The organism is Mesorhizobium sp. M1428, from assembly GCF_040317515.1.
Classification (GTDB): domain Bacteria; phylum Pseudomonadota; class Alphaproteobacteria; order Rhizobiales; family Rhizobiaceae; genus Mesorhizobium.
Genome location: NZ_JAMYKT010000012.1, coordinates 28,611 through 49,998, shown reverse-complemented (window position 1 = coordinate 49,998; position 21,388 = coordinate 28,611). Strand labels below are relative to the sequence as shown.

The 21,388-nt window shown below is 63.2% G+C and carries 24 protein-coding genes; 15 read left to right on the top strand and 9 right to left on the bottom strand.

All coding sequences use genetic code 11. From position 1 onward, the window contains the following. Positions 1-50 precede the first annotated feature (50 nt). From NKG60_RS18285 to NKG60_RS18275, 3 genes are all read left to right on the top strand, one after another. The gene (locus NKG60_RS18285; RefSeq protein ID WP_352491197.1) at positions 51-668 is read left to right on the top strand and encodes a LysE family translocator; all 618 of its coding nucleotides are present in this window, start codon (positions 51-53) and stop codon (positions 666-668) included. A 167-nt stretch (positions 669-835) separates the two neighbouring features. Next, complete coding sequence (gene cysK / locus NKG60_RS18280) at positions 836-1,816, top strand: cysteine synthase A (protein WP_023718844.1); 981 nt, start codon at positions 836-838, stop codon at positions 1,814-1,816. A gap of 173 nt (positions 1,817-1,989) precedes the next feature. Further along, positions 1,990-2,613 (top strand): glutathione S-transferase family protein, encoded by a 624-nt coding sequence (locus tag NKG60_RS18275; protein WP_352665188.1) that lies wholly within the window; start codon positions 1,990-1,992, stop codon positions 2,611-2,613. Between the two features lie 15 nt (positions 2,614-2,628). Here NKG60_RS18275 and NKG60_RS18270 read toward each other — a convergent pair whose 3' ends face one another. Beyond that, positions 2,629-3,885 (bottom strand): RNA polymerase sigma factor, encoded by a 1,257-nt coding sequence (locus NKG60_RS18270; protein WP_352665187.1) that lies wholly within the window; start codon positions 3,883-3,885, stop codon positions 2,629-2,631. A 7-nt stretch (positions 3,886-3,892) separates the two neighbouring features. Next, complete coding sequence (locus NKG60_RS18265) at positions 3,893-4,261, bottom strand: YciI family protein (RefSeq protein WP_352665186.1); 369 nt, start codon at positions 4,259-4,261, stop codon at positions 3,893-3,895. A gap of 256 nt (positions 4,262-4,517) precedes the next feature. On the opposite strand from NKG60_RS18265, the gene NKG60_RS18260 reads away from it, so the two are divergent. The 3 genes from NKG60_RS18260 (at position 4,518) to NKG60_RS18250 (ending at position 8,091) form a co-directional block, all read left to right on the top strand. Further along, positions 4,518-5,477: a TAXI family TRAP transporter solute-binding subunit gene (locus NKG60_RS18260; protein ID WP_352665185.1), complete on the top strand. Its 960-nt coding sequence runs from the start codon at positions 4,518-4,520 to the stop codon at positions 5,475-5,477. A 137-nt stretch (positions 5,478-5,614) separates the two neighbouring features. After that, positions 5,615-7,711 carry a TRAP transporter permease gene (locus tag NKG60_RS18255; RefSeq protein ID WP_352975307.1) on the top strand — a complete coding sequence of 699 codons (2,097 nt, stop codon included), beginning with the start codon at positions 5,615-5,617 and terminating at the stop codon, positions 7,709-7,711. Beyond that, positions 7,708-8,091: a DUF1850 domain-containing protein gene (locus NKG60_RS18250; RefSeq protein WP_352665183.1), complete on the top strand. Its 384-nt coding sequence runs from the start codon at positions 7,708-7,710 to the stop codon at positions 8,089-8,091. The genes NKG60_RS18255 and NKG60_RS18250 overlap by 4 nt, the downstream gene beginning before the upstream one ends. On the opposite strand, the gene NKG60_RS18245 is transcribed toward NKG60_RS18250, so the two are convergent. The 4 genes from NKG60_RS18245 to NKG60_RS18230 form a co-directional block, all read right to left on the bottom strand. Continuing rightward, a complete protein-coding gene (locus NKG60_RS18245; RefSeq protein ID WP_352665317.1) occupies positions 7,980-8,417 on the bottom strand; it encodes a DUF4166 domain-containing protein in 438 nt (145 codons plus the stop codon). The genes NKG60_RS18250 and NKG60_RS18245 overlap by 112 nt on opposite strands. A 543-nt stretch (positions 8,418-8,960) precedes the next feature. After that, positions 8,961-9,701: a saccharopine dehydrogenase NADP-binding domain-containing protein gene (locus tag NKG60_RS18240; RefSeq protein WP_352665182.1), complete on the bottom strand. Its 741-nt coding sequence runs from the start codon at positions 9,699-9,701 to the stop codon at positions 8,961-8,963. Positions 9,702-9,752: 51 nt separating this feature from the next. Next, complete coding sequence (locus NKG60_RS18235) at positions 9,753-10,133, bottom strand: thiol-disulfide oxidoreductase DCC family protein (RefSeq protein ID WP_352491268.1); 381 nt, start codon at positions 10,131-10,133, stop codon at positions 9,753-9,755. Between the two features lie 257 nt (positions 10,134-10,390). Further along, positions 10,391-10,537, bottom strand: a complete 147-nt coding sequence (locus NKG60_RS18230; RefSeq protein ID WP_352491190.1) for a hypothetical protein — start codon at positions 10,535-10,537, stop codon at positions 10,391-10,393. A 409-nt stretch (positions 10,538-10,946) separates the two neighbouring features. Here NKG60_RS18230 and NKG60_RS18225 point away from each other — a divergent pair, with 409 nt between their 5' ends. The 3 genes from NKG60_RS18225 to ligD all read left to right on the top strand — a co-directional run bounded on the left by NKG60_RS18225 (position 10,947) and on the right by ligD (position 14,945). Beyond that, positions 10,947-11,453: a YciE/YciF ferroxidase family protein gene (locus NKG60_RS18225; protein WP_352975306.1), complete on the top strand. Its 507-nt coding sequence runs from the start codon at positions 10,947-10,949 to the stop codon at positions 11,451-11,453. A 126-nt stretch (positions 11,454-11,579) separates the two neighbouring features. Continuing rightward, positions 11,580-12,431, top strand: coding sequence for a non-homologous end joining protein Ku (ku, locus tag NKG60_RS18220; protein ID WP_352665181.1), 852 nt, complete (start codon positions 11,580-11,582; stop codon positions 12,429-12,431). 9 nt (positions 12,432-12,440) lie between these two features. Continuing rightward, positions 12,441-14,945, top strand: coding sequence for a DNA ligase D (gene ligD, locus NKG60_RS18215; RefSeq protein ID WP_352975305.1), 2,505 nt, complete (start codon positions 12,441-12,443; stop codon positions 14,943-14,945). Positions 14,946-15,064: 119 nt separating this feature from the next. Here the strand turns inward: ligD and NKG60_RS18210 are convergent, their stop codons facing one another. Continuing rightward, positions 15,065-15,739 (bottom strand): ArsR/SmtB family transcription factor, encoded by a 675-nt coding sequence (locus NKG60_RS18210; RefSeq protein ID WP_352665178.1) that lies wholly within the window; start codon positions 15,737-15,739, stop codon positions 15,065-15,067. Between the two features lie 69 nt (positions 15,740-15,808). On the opposite strand from NKG60_RS18210, the gene NKG60_RS18205 reads away from it, so the two are divergent. From NKG60_RS18205 to NKG60_RS18195, 3 genes are all read left to right on the top strand, one after another. Then, a complete protein-coding gene (locus NKG60_RS18205; RefSeq protein WP_352665177.1) occupies positions 15,809-16,024 on the top strand; it encodes a DUF1127 domain-containing protein in 216 nt (71 codons plus the stop codon). A gap of 97 nt (positions 16,025-16,121) precedes the next feature. After that, positions 16,122-16,454, top strand: a complete 333-nt coding sequence (locus tag NKG60_RS18200) for an NIPSNAP family protein (protein WP_352665176.1) — start codon at positions 16,122-16,124, stop codon at positions 16,452-16,454. Next, a complete protein-coding gene (locus NKG60_RS18195) occupies positions 16,451-16,795 on the top strand; it encodes an antibiotic biosynthesis monooxygenase family protein (RefSeq protein WP_352665175.1) in 345 nt (114 codons plus the stop codon). The genes NKG60_RS18200 and NKG60_RS18195 overlap by 4 nt, the downstream gene beginning before the upstream one ends. A gap of 6 nt (positions 16,796-16,801) precedes the next feature. Here NKG60_RS18195 and mbfA read toward each other — a convergent pair whose 3' ends face one another. After that, entirely contained in the window at positions 16,802-17,785 is a 984-nt protein-coding gene (gene mbfA / locus NKG60_RS18190; protein WP_352468633.1) for an iron exporter MbfA, read from the bottom strand. Between the two features lie 182 nt (positions 17,786-17,967). Here mbfA and NKG60_RS18185 point away from each other — a divergent pair, with 182 nt between their 5' ends. The 3 genes from NKG60_RS18185 (at position 17,968) to NKG60_RS18175 (ending at position 20,194) form a co-directional block, all read left to right on the top strand. Next, positions 17,968-18,285 carry a hypothetical protein gene (locus NKG60_RS18185; RefSeq protein WP_023718860.1) on the top strand — a complete coding sequence of 106 codons (318 nt, stop codon included), beginning with the start codon at positions 17,968-17,970 and terminating at the stop codon, positions 18,283-18,285. A 202-nt stretch (positions 18,286-18,487) separates the two neighbouring features. Next, positions 18,488-19,465, top strand: a complete 978-nt coding sequence (locus NKG60_RS18180; RefSeq protein WP_352665174.1) for a threonine/serine dehydratase family protein — start codon at positions 18,488-18,490, stop codon at positions 19,463-19,465. A 90-nt stretch (positions 19,466-19,555) separates the two neighbouring features. Beyond that, positions 19,556-20,194: a glutathione S-transferase family protein gene (locus NKG60_RS18175; RefSeq protein ID WP_352665172.1), complete on the top strand. Its 639-nt coding sequence runs from the start codon at positions 19,556-19,558 to the stop codon at positions 20,192-20,194. A gap of 50 nt (positions 20,195-20,244) precedes the next feature. Here NKG60_RS18175 and NKG60_RS18170 read toward each other — a convergent pair whose 3' ends face one another. After that, positions 20,245-21,381 (bottom strand): ABC transporter permease, encoded by a 1,137-nt coding sequence (locus NKG60_RS18170; RefSeq protein WP_352665315.1) that lies wholly within the window; start codon positions 21,379-21,381, stop codon positions 20,245-20,247. Positions 21,382-21,388: the final 7 nt, after the last annotated feature.

The window sequence follows — 21,388 nt, the reverse complement described above, 5'->3', positions numbered from 1 at the left end:
CGGGCCGAGGGAATTCACCCAACCTCAACATTGTGCGACAAGCGCGAATCATGACACTCACCGGGTTCCTCGCCTATAGCGCCGCCCTCGGCATCGCCGCAGCCATCCCCGGCCCAGGCGTCACCGCGCTTGTTGCGCGTGCGCTGGGTTCCGGCTTCCGCTCTTCGCTCGCCATGTCGTTCGGGCTGATGCTCGGCGACCTGACCTATCTCACTGCCGTGGTGCTCGGCCTGGCTTTCGTCGCACAAACCTTCGGCATTGTCTTCCTGGCCATCAAATGGCTGGGCGTCGCCTACCTCGCTTTTCTTGGCTGGCGTTTCTGGACGAGCGGCATCACGCCGGAGACGGTAGAGGCGAAGAAAGGCAAGGGCGGCTTGGCATCCAGCTTCGTAGCCGGCCTCGCGGTCACGCTCGGCAATCCGAAGACGATGATCTTCTATCTCGCCATCACCCCGACCATCGTCGATCTGAAGACGATCACGCTGGCCGATTACGGCATCCTGGTCGCGATCACGATCGTCGTCCTGCTCGTGGTGCTGGTGCCCTATCTGGCGCTGGCGGCCAAGGCGCGCTGGTTCCTGAAGTCGCCGCGGGCGCTGAGGGCACTCAACCGCACCGCCGCCGGCTTCATGGTCGGTGCGGCCGCGGCAATTGCCGCCCGCCAATAGATCTCTTTCACCAATCCGCCCAACGATTGCCACGCCTTGCAAGGGCGGGGGTATTCAGCACGAACTTCACTCGGATATTTTTCGATCGACAGCCTATCTTGCGCGGTGGATGGCTCTATCCTATGCCCGCCCCGACTCTTGCCGCTTGACCTTTGGGAGGAAAATCAATGAACAAGCCCGCCACCCCCACACACGTGCCCGGCCGTGGCCGCATCTACAATTCGATCACCGAGACGATCGGCGACACACCGCTGGTGCGGCTTGATAAATTCGCTAGGGAGAAGGGTGTCGTCGCCAATCTGCTGGCCAAGCTCGAATTCTTCAACCCGATCGCCTCGGTCAAGGACCGCATCGGCGTGTCGATGATCGAGGCATTGGAGGCTTCGGGCAGGATCACGCCCGGCAAGACCACTCTGATCGAGCCGACCTCGGGCAATACCGGCATCGCGCTCGCCTTTGCCGCCGCCGCCAAGGGCTACAAGCTGATCCTGACCATGCCGGAAACCATGTCCGTCGAACGCCGCAAGATGCTGGCGCTGCTCGGTGCCGAACTGGTGCTGACCGAAGGGCCGAAAGGCATGAAGGGCGCCATCGCCAAGGCGGACGAGCTGGCGGCAACGCTGCCCGACGCTGTCATTCCGCAGCAATTCGAAAACCCGGCCAATCCGGAAATCCATCGCCGCACCACGGCCGAGGAAATCTGGAACGACACCCATGGCGAAGTCGATATCTTCGTTGCCGGCATCGGAACCGGCGGCACCATCACCGGCGTCGGCCAGGTGCTGAAGAAGCGCAAGCCCTCGGTGCATGTCGTCGCCGTCGAGCCGGAAGCCTCGCCGGTGCTGTCGGGCGGCCAGCCAGGCCCGCACAAGATCCAGGGCATTGGCGCCGGCTTCGCGCCAAAAATCCTCGACACGACGATATATGACGAGATCGTCAAGGTCTCGAACGAGGATTCGGTTGCCAATGCACGGCTCGTCGCTCGGCTCGAAGGTGTGCCGGTCGGCATCTCGTCGGGTGCCGCCCTGCAAGCGGCGATCGTCGTCGGCTCGCGGCCCGAGAACAAGGGCAAGAACCTCGTCGTCGTCATCCCCTCCTTCGCCGAGCGCTATCTCTCGACGATCCTGTTTGAGGGATTGGGCGCTTAGACACGAGCGTTTTTGACCGGTTCGTAGCGATCCTTCGCGATGCCCTCCGGCATCAAACGTTCTGTATCAACGCTTCGGCGTGGACCGCTGAAAAACCACCTGTGGCGGGCGTCGTTCGCTTTGAGCGGCGGGTCACTTCCGTATCAAATCGTCGCTGCCTGGCGGAGGACTTCATGTACAAGCTCTATACGCGTGCCAATACCGGCGGCTTTGTCGTCGAGGCGGCGCTCGCTTTGGCAGGTGTGCCTTTCGACCGGATCGACGTTCCGAAGGGCCGACTCGACCAGGCCTTTTTAGACATCAGCCCCTTGAACCAGGTGCCGGTGCTGGTCTTGCCGGACGGACGCTCGATGACCGAGTCGGCGGCAATCTGCATTCTGCTCGCCGAACGCCACCCGGAAGCAGCTCTAGCGCCGGCAGCGAACACACCTGACCGTGCTGACTTCCTGCGCTGGATGTTTTTCATGTCCTCCGTCATCTATGCGGCCAACCTGCGGTTCTACTACGCTGATCGCTACACGGCCGACGCTGGCGGCGTGGATGCCGTCAAACAGACGGCGGTCTCGGAAATGGATCGCAGCTTCGCCATTCTCGATGCCGCCCTCGAAGGCCGGGACTGGCTGGCCGGCGACCGGCTCTCGCTGGCCGACATCTATCTCGTCATGTTGGTGGCCTGGCATCCGGAGGTCGCGACGGTTCCAACCGCTTGGCCGAATATCGAACGCCTGTGGGCCAATTTGCGGGAACATCGGGTAATGAAGAGGCTGAATGCTTCCCACGACATGTGGCCGGCCTAAGCACTCCGCCTTGTCTCAGTGTCTTTCCGCATGGCCGAGCCCTGCCCGTCGTTCCTGCAGGAACCGGCGCACGGCCGGATCGCGTTCGAGGCCGATAGCCCGGTCATAGGCCTCGCTCGCTTGCGGAACTTTGCCGAGTCTGGCCAGCAGGCCCGCGCGGGCGGCCCAGTAAGGTTGATAGTCATACAGCCGCTTGTCGCCGCTGAGTTGGTCAAGCGCGCCTAATCCTGCCGAAGCACCTTCGGCCTCGGCAATCGCCACCGCACGGTTGATCGCCACCACCGGCGAGCCGGCAATCACCGACAGCGCGTCGTAGAGCTCCTTGATAGCGACCCAGTCGGTACAACCGGTCAGCCGCCGTGTCGTATGGGCGGACTGCACGGCGGCCTCGAGCTGATAGCGGCCGACAACGCCCTTGGCGGCCGCGCGCCCGAGCAGCGCCTCCGCTTCATCGATCAGGGTGTCGTCCCACAATGCAAGATCCTGCTCGGCCAGCGGCACATAGTCACCCGCCGCATTGCGCCGGGCTGCACGCCGCGCCTCGGCGAACAGCATCAGCGCCAGCAGGCCGAGTGCTTCCGGCTCATCCGGCATCAGCGAGGCGACCAGCCGGCCGAGCCAGATGCCTTCGGTCGCGAGATTGCGGCGCCGCGTTTCGGTGCCGGCCGGGTCGGACCAACCTTCGGCAAACGCCGCGTAGATTGCTTCCAGAACGGTGCCCAGCCGCTCGCCGAGCTCGGCCCGCTCCGGCACGCGGAACGGAATGCCTGTCTCGCGAATGCGCATTTTGGCGCGCACCAGGCGCTGGCTCATCGTGGCTGGCGAGACAAGAAAAGCCGAGGCGATGGTCGCTGCGTCGAAGCCCAGGACCGTCTGCAGGATCAGCGGTGCTCGCACGCCGGCCTCGATTGCCGGATGGGCACAGGCAAACATCAGCCTGAGCCGCTCGTCCGGCAGGTCTTCCTCGGCCATGCGCGCCTCCATCTCCTCGGCGATCAGTCTGAGGTGGTCGCGGCCCGCCTCGCGTGTCAGCCGCCGTCTGACCGCGTCGACGCGGCGCTTGCGTGCCACCGCCAGCAGCCAGGCTTCCGGCTTGTCGGGCACGCCCGCCTGTGGCCAACGTTCGAGCGCCGCAGCAAAGGCATCGGCCAAGGCGTCCTCGGCAGCGGCCACGTCGCGCGTGCGCGCGGCGAGATAGGCGACCAGCTTGCCGTAGCTTTGCCGGGCGGCCGCTTCCGCCGCCGCCCGCGCGACCTCGGGGTGATTGTCCATCACATGGTCATTTCTCAGACAGGTACTCCGTCATTTCCCAGATCGGCCGTACCTCGATCGTGCCGGTGCTGGCGCCCGGACAACGCGCCGCCCATGCGATCGCGGCATCGGCGTCCTCAGCCTCGATCATGTAAAAACCGGCAAGCTGTTCCTTGGTGTCGGCATAGGGGCCGTCGAGCACATTGGTCTTGCCGTTGGCCATTCGCACCGAGGTGGCGGCTTGGGTTGGTTTCAGCCGGTCACCGGCGAGCCACGCGCCGGATTTCTTCAACGCTTCGGTATAGGCGCCATACGCGGCGCTGATCTCGTAGGTCTTCTCGCTCGGCGTGGTGGCCATCGAGGCTTCGTCGTTGTAAATCAAAAGCATATATCGCATCGTCTTCTCCCGTTTCTAAGGCCGCATCGTTGCGAGCCGGACGTATGTCGCGCGGCCCTGCCCGATTTCGACAGGCGCTGGAAAAATCTTTCGGCCGCGATGCGATCTCGCGCAAGCGCCGATGTGCTGGGGCACTGCTTAGCCGTTCGTCTAATCGCTGCTATTGCGGGTTGGCATTTCCCGCCCGCTGTCTAAACTCGCCTCGCTTCGTGCCGCAGAGGAGGGCACGGCGGCGAATTTTCAGGGAGGAAATCGCATGCTCAATTTCAGGACGAAATTTGTTGCAGCCGGCGTGCTGTCGCTGTCGCTTGGCCTTGGCGCGGTATCGGCCAAGGCACAGGAATTCATCAACGTGCTGACCGGCGGCACGTCCGGCGTCTACTATCCGCTCGGCGTCGCGCTATCGGAAATCTACGGCAAGGGCATCGAAGGCGCGCGCACCCAGGTGCAGGCAACGAAAGCGTCGGTCGAAAACCTCAACCTGCTGCAGCAAGGCAAGGGCGAGATCGCCTTTGCGCTCGGCGATTCCGTCAAGCTGGCCGCCGAAGGCAACACCGAAGCAGGCTTCCCAGGCAAGCTCGACAAGCTGCGCGGCATTGCCGCCATCTATCCCAATTACATCCAGATCGTCGCCAGCAAGGAGTCCGGTATCAAAACGCTAGCCGATCTCAAGGGCAAGAGCCTTTCGGTCGGCGCGCCGGCCTCAGGCACCGAGCTCAACGCCCGCACCATTTTCGCCGCTGCCGGGCTGAAATACGAAGACCTCGGGCGGATCGAATATCTGCCCTTCGCCGAATCGGTGGAGCTGATCAAGAACCGCCAGCTCGACGCCACGCTGCAGTCGGCCGGCCTTGGGGTCGCGTCGATCCGTGATCTCGCCACCTCAGTGCCGGTAAACATCGTTGCCGTGCCGGCGGAGGACGTCGCCAAGATCGGCTCGCCCTATCTTTCCGTGGTCATCCCCAAGGGCACCTATGAGGGCCAAACCGAGGATGTCGCGACCGCCGCCGTCGGCAATTTCCTGATCACCAGCGCCGATGTCTCCGACGAGACCGCCTACCAGATGACCAAATTGCTGTTCGAGCATCTCGACCAACTCACCGCTGCCCACGCCGCCGCCAAGGCGATCGACCCGGCCAAGGCGCTCGACGGCATGCCGGTGCCGCTGCATCCAGGCGCCGAGAGGTATTACAAGGAAAAGGGATTGGTGAAATAAGGAGCCATCCCCCCTTGAGGAGAAGGTGAACAGCTGCCGAAGGCGGATAGACGGGTGGGGTCGGTTGAGGCCGCGCACTGCCGCACCCACCCCCACCCGCCTCGCTTCGCTGGAGCGCCCCGCCAGGAACCTCGCTAATGACCGTAACCCCGACCGTTCTTTCCCCCACAGCGGAAGCTCCTGTCGAAGGATTGCCGCCGGGCTTCGGCGAAGGCATCGCCGGCAAGGCGGCTTTTTTTATCGCCATCGCCTTCTCCATCTTCCAGGTCTACATCGCCGCCTATGGCAGCCTGCCGAGCCAGGTCGTACGCGCCATGCATGTCGGCTTCCTGCTGCTGCTCGGCTTTGCCCTAATCGCCAATCTGCGCGCCAAAAGCGTCCCGGCGAAAGCAGTGTTCTGGACGCTCGGCGTGCTTGGCTTCGCCACCGGTCTGTACAATTGGGTGTTCTATGCCGACCTCATCCGCCGCTCCGGCTTTCTCACCACGCCTGACCTGATCGTCGGCGCGGTGCTGGTCGTGCTGGTTTTCGAGGCGGCGCGGCGGTTGATGGGGCTGCCGCTTGCCGTCATTGCCTTCATCTTTCTCGCCTACGCATTTGCCGGCAATCATCTGCCGCCGCCTTTCATCCATCGCGGCTATGATTTCGCCCAGCTCGTCGACACCTTCGCCTATGGCACCGAAGGCATCTACGGCACGCCGATCTATGTCTCGGCCGCCTACATCTTCATCTTCGTCGTTTTCGCCGCCTTTCTTGAGCGCGCCGGCATGATCGCCCTGTTCAACGACTTTGCGCTTGGCCTGGTCGGCTCATGGCGCGGCGGCCCGGCACAGGTCTGCGTGCTGTCCTCGGCGCTGATGGGCACCATTTCCGGCTCCGGCGTCGCCAATGTGGTGGCCAGCGGCCAGTTCACCATCCCGCTGATGAAGCGCTTCGGCTTCCGCTCGGCCTTCGCCGGCGCCGTCGAGGCGACCTCGTCGATGGGCGGCCAGATCATGCCGCCGGTGATGGGCGCGGTCGCCTTCATCATGGCCGAGACGCTCAACATCCCCTATGCCGCGGTGGTCAAGGCGGCGATCATTCCGGCGCTGCTCTATTTTGGCGCCTGCTTCTGGCAGGTGCACCTGGAGGCCGGCAAGGCCGGCCTGCACGGAATGGCCAAGGCCGACCTGCCCAATCCGTGGGATGCGGTGAGACAACATTGGCCGCTGGTACTGCCGCTCGCAGCACTGATCTACCTGCTGTTTGCCGGCTACACACCGGTGTTCGCCGGCACCATGGGCCTGGCGTTGACCATTGTGCTTATCCTCGGCACGCCGCTTGCGGCATCGATCGGGTCGCTCGCCTTCCGCATCGTCTTCTGGCTGGCGCTCGGGCTTGCCGCGGCTTCCTTCATGAAATTCGGCGTCAACATCCTCAGCCTGGTCATCGCCGTGCTGGTCGTCGCATGCCTCACTTTCAAAGGCGGGCGCGAGACGCTGCGCATATGCGTGGATTCCCTTGCCGAGGGAGCAAAGAACGCTCTGCCGGTCGGCATTGCCTGCGCCATTGTCGGCATTGTCATCGGCACGTTGACGCTCACCGGCATCGCCTCGACCTTCATCGGCTGGATCATCTCGATCGGCGAGAACAATCTGTTCCTGTCGCTGCTTTTGACCATGCTCACCTGCCTGGTGCTCGGCATGGGCATACCGACCATTCCCAACTACATCATCACTTCGTCGCTGGCCGGGCCGGCGCTGCTGTCGCTCGGCGTGCCGTTGGTGGTCAGCCATATGTTCGTCTTCTGTTTCGGCATCATGGCCGATCTCACCCCGCCTGTGGCGCTGGCCGCCTTCGCCGCCGCACCCATGGCCAAGGAAAGCGGCCTCAAGATCGGCATCCAGGCCACCAAGCTTGCCATTGCCGGCTTCGTGGTGCCGTTCATGGCGGTCTATACCCCGGCGCTGATGCTGCAGGACCCCGGCCCGATCGCCGCCCATTTCGGCTATCCCGTCGAGGTCGCCTATATCGTCATCAAGGCCTGCATGGGCATTGTCCTTTGGGGCGCCGCCGCCGTCGGATTTCTCGCCCGGCGCATGGCCTGGTGGGAACGCCTCGTCGCCTTCGCCGCCGGCGTGCTGCTGGTTGCTGCACTGCCGCTCACCGACGAGGCGGGCTGGGCGCTGTCTCTTGCCTGGATCGGCTGGCACTGCTGGCGCGCGCGACAGGCTTCGCTGGCCAACTCGGCATGAGCCTCTGCATCGTCGCGGCCGGCAAGACGGTGACGCTCGCGGTCGCTGCCTTCACGCTGTCCTGGGTGCATTCGGTGGAGAAGACCCAGTGGCAGGAAGACTGGAAGGTGCTGCCGTCCGGCCTGGAGCTGGTCGAGGCCCGCATCAAGGGATCGGGCGCCGGGATGGAGCCGCCGCAAGGCTCGGTGCTGAGAAACGGCTGGTGGGTTTATGCGCCCAAGGTCGGGCCACAGCGGCGCCTCGTGCTCGCCGCCTCGGGCGCCACGGGTCAGGGCTGGACGCTGTGCACGGCGCGGGACTGTCGCGAACTGGCCAAGCTGGCAGGCGGCACGATCTCGCTGGAGCCGTGCGGGTCGGAGGGCTCCAGCCAGCCGCGGTAGCGGGCGATCATGCCGGCAAGCGGATGCGAGATCTCGACATGGAAGCGGAAGCGGCCATCCTCCACCGTTTCGTAGGAAGTCGAGCGTGGACCGAGCCACATCGGAAGCGGCAGGCCAAAAAAGCTCCAGCGGTGCAAGACCAGTGCCAGCCGGCCGTCTTCGGCAACCAACGCCATCGCGAAGGTCAGCGGGCCGAAGCGTTCGCACAGCAGGCGCTGCGATCGACCCCGGCCTGCGAACTGTAGGCTCGAAAAACTGTGCCTGCCGAATGTCCGGGTCCAGGTCTCGCCGTCCTTGTCGGTGTCGAAGCGGACATGAACCGGGATGTCCTCGCTTGCCCCGGGGGAAGCCGACCATCCAGGCCATTAGCCGGCCAAGAACATTGCGCCCGCGTTCGACGCGCGCACGACCTGCGGCGGTGATCGTACGGTCATGCATTGACCGAATTGCCTCGGGAAGGCCTTGCCAGGCATTGCCGAGCAGCTCGGCATAAAGCGGCTTGTCCTCGTCCGCGGTCCCATTCCTGAAGCCGGCGTAGATCGTCCGCCCGGCGAACAGGGCCTCATAATCCCGGAGCTCCAAATCGCGCACCGCCGCCCGTGCGCCCGGCGCCGGCTGTTGTCCGGCCAGCGCTTTGCGGACCAGAGCTTCGACCGCCATCGACGGGATCAGCGGCCCGTCATTGCCCTCGGCCAAGAGATGCCACGAGCGCTTGACGATGGCGCCCGCCTGGTCCGATCCCTCCACCTCGACGAACATGCCGCCGCGATGCTCGCCCCAGCGCAGCCGGTTCGTTGCCTGATGCATCAGCTGCGCCAGCGGCAAAAGCGAACCGATCAATCCGGCACGCACCAGCCAGGCGAGGCAGATCAGGGCGCGGTGCAGCACCTCGGGTACCGGCCCGGCTCCCATCCAGATGGTCTTCGCCTCCGGCCAAAGCGCGGCCAAGGCGCGCAGATCTGGAACGTCGACCAGCGAGAACAGCGTGTTTCGAAGCGGCAGCCGGCCTGGCGGCGCGATGGTGTAGCGCAGTTGTTCGGTGAACGGACGGCCTTGTTCGGGACGGCATAACCGGCAATAGCCCGGATGACGTTCCCGCCGACACCGGCAAAGGGCGAAGGCGCGATGCCGCCGCGAATGCCGTCGACCCGCGTCAGGTCCGAAGACAGATGACCCACCACCGCCGCCGTCAGCACCGGAAAGCTCGAGGCGCCGGACAGCACGAAGACGCCGGCGTTTCGCGCCGCCTCGTCGAACGCGGAGACACCGGCGACGAAATCTGAGCCGTCGGCTAGATCGAGATAGTTGATGCGCCGGGCGATGCAGGCCTCGATCAGGCGGTAGCGCCCCTCGCCATAAGCCTGGAACGGACCGCTCGCGTCGACTACAATATCGGGCTCAAATGCGGCGAGTTGCGCGGCAAGATCGCCGTCACGGTCGAACAGTGCCGGCACCAGCCGGGCTGCTGCCGGGGCGCGCTTCTTGCAATATGCGTTAGCCTTGGCGAGCGAGCGCCCGGCGACGAAGAGGATCAGACGCGGCTCGCCCTCCAAAAGCTCGATGGTGCGACCGCCAAAGGTGCCATAGCCGCCGACGACAAGAACCTTCATCCGCAGTTCCCCCCAAAATGCCTCGCGCCGCTCCCGGCCACGGCAGTGAGCCTAGCCGATCAATCTTGCCCTCACCTCGGCGGAAGGGATTTCGCAATTGTCCTTCTTGCCGAACAGGGCGTAGCGGTTCTTTGCGATGCGGTCGTAGAGCCAGTCGCGAAGCGGGCGCGGCAACAACAGCAGGATCCGCGCCGCCCGCCACGGCCAGCCGAGTTCGGCCATGACGGCAACGAAACTGTCCAGGCGGGTGAAAGCGGCGCCATCGACGATGACGAGATTGGTCTCGTAGCGATCCGTCCGCAGCCCGTATTTCTTGAACAGCATCTCGCCGAAGCGCGACTGCGCCGTTACGAAATGGAAGCGGCCCTTGCGGTCGAGCTTCACCACCATGCGCACAAAGCCCGAGCACAACACGCAAATACCGTCGAACACGATCAACGGGCGACTCGATTCGAATTCTGGCGGCTCAGGAGAATGGTTCGGCTTGACGATCACGGGGCGCCCGGCAGCTGGTGTCAGGCGACACTAGGCCTGCCGGCGGCTGGATCAAAGCCCGGAATGCTAGAGGCTTGGCGGTGTCGCACGCCGTCTGTCGGTCAGCGCAGGGCGCTCGGCGCGATAGGTCGTCGACCGATTGTCGGCGTCAGGCCGGCAGATACGGCTGTCGTGACGGCTCTCCATGCTCATCATCAGTGCACGCCGATCCCAAGCGTGTTGCCACGGCGCGCGCAGGCGGGGCCTGGGCCGCGCATGTAATAGCGCTCGGGCCTATAGGTCGGCGCGACGAATTCGCGGATGGCGGCGGCATAGCCGGCGATTTGATTCCAGAAGCTCATTTTACTCGGTCCCTGTCCCGTTTCGGATGTCCCTTCCGAATTGCGGGGATCATAGCGTCCAGGCGTGAATAGTCGGTGAACGCGATGTTAATCTCTGGTCGAAAATGCCTTTGTTCATGGCTGGAATGCGGCTGATTCGCGGTGTTTCCATGCAGTCCGTCGGCATTTCGCCCAGTGTGACTTTTGCATCACATATGTTTCGCCTGAATGTCGCAGAGGCGCGGTTTTGTTTCAGGTTTTTGCTGGACCGCGAAATTTCCGTGCACGCGGCCGGAAAACCAGGAACCCGCCCGTCAGCCGCACGTTCATTTCCCAGTGCCGGGACGAACCGGTTCCGCAGGCTGCGGTGCTCGGGTTGGGCCGCAGCCAAAAAATCTGAAACTGCAAGAGCAATGGAAAGGCAAAGGCCATGGGCTTCTTTTCGAAGGATATCAAAACACTCGATGACCTGTTCGTGCACGCGCTGCGCGACATCTATTACGCTGAAAAACAGATCGAGAAATCGCTGCCGAAGATGATCGACAAGGCGAGTGATCCGCAGCTGAAAGCCGGCTTTGAGAAACATCTCGCCCAGACCAAGGGTCATATCCAGCGTGTCGAGCAGGTGTTCGAACTGCACGGTGTGAAGGCCAAGCAGGTCGACTGCCCGGCCATCGACGGCATTCTCGAAGAGGCCGACGACGTCAGCGGCGACATCGCCGACAAGGAGGTCCTCGACGCTGCGCTGATCGCCTCGGCCCAGGCGGTCGAGCATTATGAGATGACCCGTTACGGCACCTTGATTGCCTGGGCCAAGCAACTGGGCCGCAGCGACTGCGCCAATGTGCTGGCCAACAATCTCAAGGAGGAACAGGCGACCGACCGCAAGCTTACCGAGATGGCGGAAAGCAAGATCAACCTGCAAGCCGCCGAGTAGGGCTGCGATAAAGAATTGAGTTCAAGGCAAGGCTGGGCCGAAACCCCGGACTTGCCTTTTGCGCCGCCGGAACCGGAACGGACTTTGCCCGTTCTCGGTTGAACGTTGTCGCGCAGGGAGTTTGTCATGGCGCCGCGCCCCGCCTGGAGAGGGTATCTCAAGCTTTCGCTGGTCACTTGCGCCGTCGAACTGACCAATGTCGTCACCCAGGCCGAGAAAGTCTCGTTCCGCGTGCTCAACCGCAAAACCGGCAATACCGTCAAGCGCGTCTATGTCGATTCGGCAAGCGGCAAGCCGCTCGATGAAGGCGACGAGATCAAGGGCTACGAGATCGGCGACGGCGACTTCGTCCAAATCGAGGAGGAGGAGATCGAAGCCGTGCAGATCGAATCCTCGCATACGATGAGCCTCGATGGGTTCATCGAAAAATCCTCGATCCAGCAGATCTATCTCGATACGCCCTATTATGTGACGCCTGCTGACGAGGTCTCGGAAGAGGCCTTCGCCGTCATCCGCGACGCCATGGCCGCCAAGAAGACGGCGGGGCTAGCCCGCATTGTGCTCTATCGCCGCGAACGTCCGGTGGTCATCGAGCCGTCGGGCAAGGGTCTGCTGCTGACGACGCTGCGCTATGGCGATACGGTTCGCAGGCCCGAGATCGTGTTCGGGGACATCAAGCCGGTGAAGACCGACGCCGAGATGATCAGGCTGGCCGAACACATCGTCGATGAGAAACAGGCAAAGTTCGATCCTTCCGAATTCGAGGACAAATACGAAAACGCGCTGATCGAGTTGGTCCGCGCCAAGAAGGCCGGCAAGAAGGCACCGAAGACCAAGGCGGAACCACGGCCCTCCAACGTCGTCAATCTCTTCGATGCACTGAAGAAGAGCCTTTCGTCGGAAGCCGGTACGCCGGCAAAGACCGGACGCCCGGCAAAGGGCGCCAAGTCCAAAGCCGCTCGGCGCAAATCCGCTTAGGATCAGACCATGGCCAGCCTCGAGCAGTATCACGCCAAGCGCAATTTCAAGAAGACGGCCGAACCGGCCGGGAAGGTTTCGCGCGGCAAAAAAGCCGAGCCGGGTGGCATTTTCGTCATCCACAAGCATGCCGCCACCAGGCTTCACTACGACCTTCGCCTCGAGCATGGCGGCGTGCTGTGGAGCTGGGCGGTGACGCGAGGCCCGAGCCTCGACCCGCACGAAAAGCGGCTCGCCGTGCATGTCGAGGACCACCCGATCGACTATGCGCCGTTTGAAGGCACCATCCCGAAGGACCAATATGGCGGCGGCTCGGTCATTGTCTGGGACGAGGGAACTTGGGTCCCCGATGGCGACCCGGCAAAGGCGATGAAGAAAGGCCATATCAGTTTCGAACTGCATGGCCACAAATTGCATGGCGCCTGGCATCTGGTGCGGCTGAAGCCGCGTCCGGGAGAAAAGCGTGACAACTGGTTGCTGATCAAATCCGACGATGCCGCAGCGCGTCCGGGCGAGGACATTTTGCAGGAGGCGCCGCAATCGGTGAAATCCGGCCTGACCATCGAGGAGGTCGGCGAAGGCAAGACCGCCGACGGCAAGAAGCCAAGCGTCTGGCAGTCCGACAGGCCGGCCGCCAGCAAAGCGAAGGCTGTCGCGGCAAGGCGGCTCGAATTCATCGAACCGGCGCTCGCAACGCTGGAGCGGGACGCGCCGCCCGGCAAGGACTGGCTGCATGAGGTGAAGTTCGACGGCTATCGCATGCAGGCGCAGCTTGTCGGCACCGAGGTGCGGCTTTTGACACGCGCTGGCCTCGACTGGACCGACAAATTCGGGGGCGCAATTGTCGCGGCACTTGGCGGCCTGAAATGCACCGATGCGATCATCGACGGCGAAATCGTCGTGCTGGCGGATAATGGCGTGTCGTCCTTCTCGCTGCTTCAGCAAGATCTGTCGGCGGGCCGTGCGGACCGTTTCATCTACTATGTCTTCGACCTGTTGCGTCTCAACGGTGAGGATATCCGTTCCGAGCCGCTGGTGGAGCGCAAGGAAAGGCTGCGCACCTTGCTCGCCGGACAGGCCGAGGATCAGGCCGTGCGCTTCAGCGACCACTTTGCCGAGCCCGGCAAGATCATGCTGGAGCACGCTTGCCGCCTGGGCCTCGAAGGCGTCGTCTCCAAGCGCGCCGAAGCGCCCTACCGCAGCGGCCGTGTTCCCTCGTGGGTGAAGTCGAAATGCACGGCGCGCCAGGAATTCGTCATCGGCGGCTATACGCCGTCGGACAAGACCGGGCGGGGCCTGCGCTCGCTGCTGGTCGGCTATCACGAGGGCGGCAAGCTGCGCTATGCCGGCCGCGTCGGCACCGGCTTCACCGCCAAAAGCACCAACGAGCTGAAGAAGAGGCTTGATGCGCTGAAGACGACAACCTCGCCCTTCGACGGGGCGGTGCCAAGGGGCAAGGGGCTGGTCTGGGTCAAGCCCGAACTTGTCGGCGAAGTGGAGTTTCGCAGTTGGACGTCGGACCGTATAATACGCCACGCGTCGTTCCAGGGATTGCGCGAGGACAAGCCGGCGGAGGAAGTCGTGCAGGAGAAACCGAAAGCACGCTCAGCCGCGGCAGAGCCGAAGCCAAAGCCCGCCAAACCTGCGGGCGCGGCGGCGAAAACCTCGGTTACGCTGTCCCGCCCCGACAAGCTTCTGTGGCCCGAGGAGAACGTATCGAAGCAGGATCTGGTCGATCACTACGCGCTGGTCTGGCCGCGCATGAAGCAATTCGTCATCAACCGGCCGCTCAGCCTCGTGCGGGCGCCGGACGGCGTTGGCGGTCAACGGTTCTTCCAAAAACACGCCTCGGCCGGCATGCACGACAAGATCGCCGTGATGAAGGATCCCACCGACGGCGAGGAGATATTGTTCATCCGCGATTTCGACGGTGTCGTGGCCCTGGTGCAGCTCGGCGTCGTCGAGATCCACATCTGGGGCTCGACCACGGACGAGCTGGAAAAACCCGACCAGATCATCTTCGATCTCGATCCCGACGAGGGTGTCGACGTGAAGGCGGTGCGTGCCGCGGCGCTCGATATCCGCAGCCGGCTCGACGAACTGTCCCTGCCGAATTTCGTCAAGACCTCGGGCGGCAAGGGCTATCATGTCCTCGTCCCGCTGAAGCCGTCGGCGGACTGGGACGAGGTCAAAGGCTTCGCCCATGAGTTCGCCCGAGCGCTCGAACAGCGCGCACCCGACCGCTATACGGCGACGCTGTCGAAGAAGGCGCGCACGGGCAAGATTTTCGTCGATTATCTACGCAACGGCCGCGGCGCCACCACCGTCGCCCCCTATTCGTCGCGCGCCAAAAAAGGCGCCACGGTATCGATGCCGGTGACGTGGGCGGAAATCGAGGCCGGATTGCCGCCGAACGCCTTTCCGATCGGCGACAAGACGACGCTGAAGCGGCTCGGGCAAGCCGATCCCTGGGCTGATTTTTTCAAGCGGGCCAAGCCGCTCAAGCGCGGCTAATGCATGTCGCGCAAAAGTGCGCAGCGGTTTTGCGATAACGACATGCGTCAAAACAAAAAAGCTAGAGCGGTTCAGCGTTTGTGAAACGACGAACCGTTCTACCGCATCGAAGCGATCTGTCAGGCGAGAAACGTCTTCTCGAAGACCTGCTTGCCTACCGGTGAAAAGATCACGGCACGGCTGTCCTTCTCGCGCCGCGCCCATTTCTCGGCGAGGATCTTGTCGAGAATGGCGGCGCCCAGCGTGCCGGCAAGGTGCGAACGCCGCACGCTCCAGTCGAGGCAGGCCCGACACACCGGTCGCCGCGCTTTGGTATGGATGTCGATGCCGATCGCGGCGAAATGCGAGGCGGCCGACGGCCCAAGTTGAATCTCCTCATCATCGCGCAGGAGCACTTGTCGAGCGACAAGACGGTCCAGCATCGCCACCGCCTGCTCGCCGGCGAGGTGGTCGTAGCAGACCCGCGCCACGCGCATGGCCGCGTCGCGAGGGCCGGGTCGCACCCTCTGCGGCCCGACCGCGGCGGCAACGCCGGTGATGGCTTCGATCATTCCTGCCACCTGCGGGCCGGCGAGGCCGTAATAGCGGTGCCGTCCCTGGCTCGCCAGCGTCAGCAGCCCGCCTTCCATCAGCTTCGACAGATGGGAGCTCGCGGTCGGAAGCGACACGCCGGCTTCGAGTGCCAGTTCGCTCGCCGTCAGTGCCGTGCCGCCCATCAGTGCGGACAGCATGTTTGCCCGCGCCGGATCGCCCACCAGGCTGGCAATGCGGGCTATGTCAGGTCCTTCGCGCATAGTTCGTTCCTCATCGAAGCATCCTCGTCAGATAAAGCATTAGTCTCCATGCAAATCAAGGAGACGACGATGCCTGCAAGGACCATTCTCAGCGCCGCGCCCGATCGCCGGCCGTTCCCGTTCATTGTCTTGCGCCGCTTGCGGCTACGGCTCCTGAAGCGGTGGTACGACCGTCATTTGCAGCGTCTCGACCTCGCCGAGATCGACGATCATCTGCTGCGTGACCTTGGCCTGACACCTGAAGACGTCCGCCGCGAATGCGCGAAATCGTTCTGGCAGGCATGATCAGCGAGGGATTTGCCTAGCATATCGGTCTTCGGAACGTTTCGATCCCGCTCGAACTGTGACCGCAAGAAAACATCCACCGCCAAGGAGGCGAAAAATGACCATCACCTGCTTCATCCGCTACGAAATCGATCCGTTCGGCAAGGCGGCGTTCGAGGAATATGCTCGCAATTGGGGGCAGGCGATCCCGCGCTGCGGCGCCGATCTGATCGGCTATTTCGCGCCGCACGAAGGCTCGGCCACCACGGCTTATGCCGCCTACAACATCGACAGTCTTGCAGCCTACGAAGCCTACCGCGCCCGGCTCGCCGCCGATCCCGCCGGCAGGACGAATTACGAGTTCGCCCGGCGGGAAAAATTCATTCTGAAGGAGGACCGCATCTTCCTCAAGCTGGCCTCCGGACCGCATGCTCCTTTGGTGAAGCCATGATCGCCGTCATCTTCGAGGTTGAGCCGGCGGCGGGCAAGCGCGATGCCTATCTCGGCATTGCCGCCGACCTGCGCCCACTGCTCGACGGCCTCGACGGTTTCCTGTCGATCGAGCGCTTCCAGAGCCTTGCCGATCCGAGCCGCATCCTGTCGCTGTCCTTCTGGCGCGACGAGGACGCGGTGAAGGCCTGGCGCAACACGCAGGAACATCGGCAGGCGCAAAAGGCCGGGCGCGGCGGTATCTTTGCGGACTATCGTTTGCGTATCGCTCATGTCGTGCGCGACTACGGCCTGACCGAACGCGCCGAGGCGCCAACAGATAGCCGGGTTGTGAACGGATAGGGACCGCTATGCATTCCCGATCAGCACCCCTGCTGCAAACACCAGCGCGCCACCCAGCACCACCTGGAAGGCGGCGCGCCAGAACGGCGTCTGCATATAGCGGTTCTGCACGAAGGCGATCGCCCACAGCTCGAAGAAAACCACCACGGCGGCGACAATGGTTGCCGTCCAGAAAAGCGGGATGAGATAGGGCAGCGCATGGCCGAGCCCGCCCAGCGTCGTCATGACGCCGACGGTCAGCCCGCGTTTTGCCGGCGAGCCGCGGCCAGATAATTTGCCGTCGTCGGAAGCCACCTCGGTGAAACCCATCGAGATGCCAGCGCCGATCGAGGCGGCAAGCCCGACCAGAAAAGTCTGGAACGTATCATGCGTGGCAAAGGCGGCGGCAAAGATCGGCGCCAGCGTCGACACCGATCCATCCATCAGCCCAGCCAGTCCCGGTTGCACGTAGGTCAGGATGAACTGGCGCTGCTCGGCTGCCGCCTCTTCGTCCTTGACCGCGCCCGGCACATGCTTTTGCTCCAGCCGCTGCGCCAGTGTCTCGTGGCCCTGTTCTGCGATCGCCAGGTCGTCGAGCAGCTTTCGCGTCGACGCATCGCCTGTGCGTTTGGCCGCCTCGATATAGAACAGGTAGGCCTGCCGCTCCATGGCCTCGGCTTGGCTGCGCACATGATCGACGCCGAGCGGCCTCACCAGCCAGTCCGGCTTGCGCTCGTAATAGCCCTTCACATGTTCGCGCCGGATCAGCGGTATACGCTCGCCGAAACGCTTGCGGTAAAGCTCGATCAGCGAATCGCGATGGCCGTCCTCCTCCTCCGCCATCTCCTCGAACACCTTGGCCGATTGCGGAAAGCTCTCCGCCAGCCCGTCGGCATAGGCGCGATAGATGCGCCCGTCATCCTCCTCGGAGGAGATGGCGAGCGCCAGGATCTCCTGTTCCGAGAGCGACTCAAAGGGACGGCGGCCGATGCCGAAAACGCGGGAAAGCATGAGAAATTCACCCTAGTTTAGAATAGTTCTAAACTATGACCTCACGCGTCGCCGGTCAATCGTTTGCGCTCCGCTCATGCTCAAAAGGTACAAGCTTCAAAATCCCGAACACGTCGCCTGTTGCTATCGGCAAACGTTCACTTATATAACCGAATCTCAACCAAGAGAAAGGAACGCGGCAGATGCCGGAAAAACAGCAGCCGTTTGATCCCAAACCGGTTCTCGACCTGATCGCTAACATTGAGGCGGATCTGCAGCGCCTGAAAGGCCTGGTCGAGCAGCAGGTCGAAAAATTCGATCCCGCCAATCCGCACAACAAGGCTCCCGACGGCAAGTTGACCGAGGAGGGTGTCGAGTGCTGCTATCGGCTGTTCGACGAGGGCAAGTCGCGCTATTCGGTCGCACAACAGATGAAGATCTCCTTCGCCGCCGCCACCCACCGCTTCAACACCTGGCGCAAGATGGGCGGCCCCAAACGGCAAAAGACGCTGTTGGGGTGAGGAGCGGCCGGCAATTCCGGTCAATCGGCAACGATTTGTCGATTGAAGCGACGAATGCATGGCGGAGGGCCGAGGAGGCGGTGGGGACGGTCACGCCCCACTCCTGCCTCCAAAGACGAATTGTAACGGTCACATTTTTTCATTGGTGCGCCGCCTCTCTTTCCGTGCACATAGGCGGTCTCATCTCTTGCAGGACCTAGCCATGACCACCCCTCCCGGCATCGCCGATATTCACAGTGCAGCAGCGCGATTGTCCGGACTGATCGTCGAAACGCCGCTGATCGAATCGCCGGAGCTGAACAAGCGCTTCGGCGCCAGGATCCTGTTCAAGCCGGAGACGTTGCAGCGCACCGGCTCGTTCAAGTTCCGCGGCGCTTACAACAAGCTCTCCTCGCTCTCGGCGGAAGAACGCGCCCGCGGCGTCGTCGCCTTCTCGTCGGGCAATCACGCGCAAGGCGTTGCCGCCGCGGCGGCGATGTTCGGCGTCAAGGCCGTTATCGCCATGCCCACCGATGCGCCGGCGATGAAAGTCGGCAATGTCAGGAAGATGGGCGCGGACGTGATCACCTTCGACCGGGTCCGCGACGATCGCACTGCCGTCGTCCGTTCTTACGTGGAAAAGGGCATGGTCCTGGTGCCGCCCTACGACGATCCGGCCATCATCGCCGGCCAGGGCACGATCGGCCTCGAATTGATGCGCCAAGCAAGAGCGCTTGGTGTCAGCCTCGATGCGGTAGTGGTTCCCTGCGGTGGCGGCGGGTTGAGCAGCGGCATTTCGATAGCGGTCAAGGACGCCTCGCCGGGCACCGCCGTCTGGGCCGTGGAACCGGAGCATTTTGACGACACACGCCGCTCGCTGATCAGAGGCGCCAGGGTGTCGAACGCGCCCGGCCACACTTCGATCTGCGATGCCCTTCTCGTCGCCGAGCCGGGCGCGATCACTTTCGAGATCAACCGCAAGAACCTCGCTGGCGCCATCGCCGTTTCTGACAAGGCGGTGGCACAGGCGATGCGCGATGCGATGGCTTGCCTGAAGCTGGTGGTCGAACCTGGCGGTTGCGTCGGCTTGGCCGCGCTGTCGTCAGGCGAGATCGACCTTGCCGGGAAATCCATTGCCGTGGTGCTCTCCGGCGGCAATGTCGATCTTAGCACCTATGCCGAGATCATTGCTGCCAGCTAAGATAGCAACCAATTCCAGGTGATGTGCCGGTTCGAGGCGCTCGAGCCTCCGTTGCGCTAGTCAAACCGGTACCTTCAAAGACTGAGATCGATGAAACTGTTCTTCAGCCGCAATCCCAATCCTCGCCTCGCGGTCGCGGTGGCACGGTATCTCAAAGCCAAGATCGAGTTCGAATTCGCGTCTCCCTTCGCTCCGGGGCAGGCCGAGCGCTTTCGGCCGCTCAATCCAAATCTTTCATTGCCCATCCTTGTGGACTTGGGAAAAAGCCTCTGGGAGGCCGACGCCATAGCCTGCCGGCTTTCACGCGACACCCATTCGCATTTCTGGCGCACCGGCGACGACGAGCCCGAGATGATCCGATGGCTGAGTTGGGGCAAAGAGAACTTCGTAAGAGCCTGCGACGTCGTGCATTTCGAACGCGGGACCAAACAGCGCTATGCGCTCGGCCCGATCGATCAGGCGCGGGTTGAGGAGGGCTTGAGGGACTTCAGTACCGCCGCTGTAATACTTGATGCCGAGCTTTCCCAGCGAGAATGGCTGGTCGGCAATTCGGTTTCCTACGCCGACTTTCGAATGGCGACGTTTCTGCCCTTCAACGACGTCGCCCGATTGCCTCTCGATGACTATCCTTCTGTTGGCCGCTGGTATCGGCAGCTTGAAGAAATCGACGCCTGGCGCGATCCCTTCGAAGGGCTCAATGCGCCTGAATTGACCCCGGTTCCGGGCTAGGCCAGGACCGTGTGAATCTCGATCATTTGCGCAAGCTGATTGCGTTGACCCTAATCCAGCGTCCGGCGGAACCGCACCAGCGCAATGCCGGCGAACAGCGCCACGAACACCACCAGCCAACCGATTTCCGTTGCCACTGCCGGCAGCTCGGCGCCCTTCAGCATCACCGCCCGGATGATGCGCAGGAAATGCGTCAGCGGCAGCACCTCGCCGAAGACCTGCGCCCAGTCCGGCATGCCGCGATAGGGGAACATGAAGCCGGACAGCATGATCGACGGCAGGAAGAAGAAGAAGGTGAGCTGTAGTGCCTGCATCTGCGTGCGGGCGATCGTCGAGATCGTGTAGCCGAGCAGCACCAACGCCAGGACGAAGATCAGGACGGCCGTCAACAGCAGCGACATCGATCCGGTGAAGGGGATGGCGAAGAGAAGCTTCGACGCCGCCAGCACCACCAGCACCTGCACGGCGCCGACCGCCAGATAGGGCAGCACCTTGCCCAGCATGATCTCGAGCGGGCTGGACGGCATCGCCAGAAGGTTCTCCATCGTGCCGCGCTCGGTCTCGCGCGTCAGCGCGATCGAGGTCATCATCACCATCGTCATCTGCAGGATGACGCCGAGCAGGCCGGGCACGATGTTGTATTGCGAGACGGCTTCCGGATTGTAGCGCCGGTGCACCACCACCTGGAGCTGCCCCCGGGCAGCTTCGGCCGCCGTCTCCTGCATGCCGCGTGCCCTGAGCAGCGCCTGGTTGGCAACTGTGCCGAGCGTCGAGATGGCGCCGCTGGCGACGGCCGGGTCGGTCGCATCCGCCTCGATCAGGATCTGCGGGCTGTCGCCGCGCTCGACCCGTCGGGCGAAATCGGCGGGAATGGTGACGACGAAAGCGACGTCGCCGCGCGCCATCAGGAATTCGGCTTCGGCGGCACTTTGCGCGACATGGTCGAAACGGTAATAGCCGGTGGTCTGCAGCGCCGAAACCATGGCCCGCGTGTAAGGATCGCTGCTCATCACCACCAGCGCTGCCGGCAGGCTCTTCGGGTCGTTGTTGATGGCATAGCCGAACAGCACCAGCTGCATCAGCGGCACGCCGAGCATCATGGCGAAGGTGATGCGGTCGCGCCGCATCTGGATGAACTCCTTGATCAGCAGCGCGCCCAGCCTGGCGAAGGAAAAGATGCTGTTTATCCCGTTT

Coding starts and splice junctions, on each gene's coding strand:
- NKG60_RS18285 (WP_352491197.1), top strand. CDS start 51: ATGACACTCACCGGGTTCCTCGCCTATAGCGCCGCCCTCGGCATCGCC.
- cysK (WP_023718844.1), top strand. CDS start 836: ATGAACAAGCCCGCCACCCCCACACACGTGCCCGGCCGTGGCCGCATC.
- NKG60_RS18275 (WP_352665188.1), top strand. CDS start 1,990: ATGTACAAGCTCTATACGCGTGCCAATACCGGCGGCTTTGTCGTCGAG.
- NKG60_RS18270 (WP_352665187.1), bottom strand. CDS start 3,885: ATGGACAATCACCCCGAGGTCGCGCGGGCGGCGGCGGAAGCGGCCGCC.
- NKG60_RS18265 (WP_352665186.1), bottom strand. CDS start 4,261: ATGCGATATATGCTTTTGATTTACAACGACGAAGCCTCGATGGCCACC.
- NKG60_RS18260 (WP_352665185.1), top strand. CDS start 4,518: ATGCTCAATTTCAGGACGAAATTTGTTGCAGCCGGCGTGCTGTCGCTG.
- NKG60_RS18255 (WP_352975307.1), top strand. CDS start 5,615: ATGACCGTAACCCCGACCGTTCTTTCCCCCACAGCGGAAGCTCCTGTC.
- NKG60_RS18250 (WP_352665183.1), top strand. CDS start 7,708: ATGAGCCTCTGCATCGTCGCGGCCGGCAAGACGGTGACGCTCGCGGTC.
- NKG60_RS18240 (WP_352665182.1), bottom strand. CDS start 9,701: ATGAAGGTTCTTGTCGTCGGCGGCTATGGCACCTTTGGCGGTCGCACC.
- NKG60_RS18230 (WP_352491190.1), bottom strand. CDS start 10,537: ATGAGCTTCTGGAATCAAATCGCCGGCTATGCCGCCGCCATCCGCGAA.
- NKG60_RS18225 (WP_352975306.1), top strand. CDS start 10,947: ATGGGCTTCTTTTCGAAGGATATCAAAACACTCGATGACCTGTTCGTG.
- ku (WP_352665181.1), top strand. CDS start 11,580: ATGGCGCCGCGCCCCGCCTGGAGAGGGTATCTCAAGCTTTCGCTGGTC.
- ligD (WP_352975305.1), top strand. CDS start 12,441: ATGGCCAGCCTCGAGCAGTATCACGCCAAGCGCAATTTCAAGAAGACG.
- NKG60_RS18210 (WP_352665178.1), bottom strand. CDS start 15,739: ATGCGCGAAGGACCTGACATAGCCCGCATTGCCAGCCTGGTGGGCGAT.
- NKG60_RS18205 (WP_352665177.1), top strand. CDS start 15,809: ATGCCTGCAAGGACCATTCTCAGCGCCGCGCCCGATCGCCGGCCGTTC.
- NKG60_RS18200 (WP_352665176.1), top strand. CDS start 16,122: ATGACCATCACCTGCTTCATCCGCTACGAAATCGATCCGTTCGGCAAG.
- NKG60_RS18195 (WP_352665175.1), top strand. CDS start 16,451: ATGATCGCCGTCATCTTCGAGGTTGAGCCGGCGGCGGGCAAGCGCGAT.
- mbfA (WP_352468633.1), bottom strand. CDS start 17,785: ATGCTTTCCCGCGTTTTCGGCATCGGCCGCCGTCCCTTTGAGTCGCTC.
- NKG60_RS18185 (WP_023718860.1), top strand. CDS start 17,968: ATGCCGGAAAAACAGCAGCCGTTTGATCCCAAACCGGTTCTCGACCTG.
- NKG60_RS18180 (WP_352665174.1), top strand. CDS start 18,488: ATGACCACCCCTCCCGGCATCGCCGATATTCACAGTGCAGCAGCGCGA.
- NKG60_RS18175 (WP_352665172.1), top strand. CDS start 19,556: ATGAAACTGTTCTTCAGCCGCAATCCCAATCCTCGCCTCGCGGTCGCG.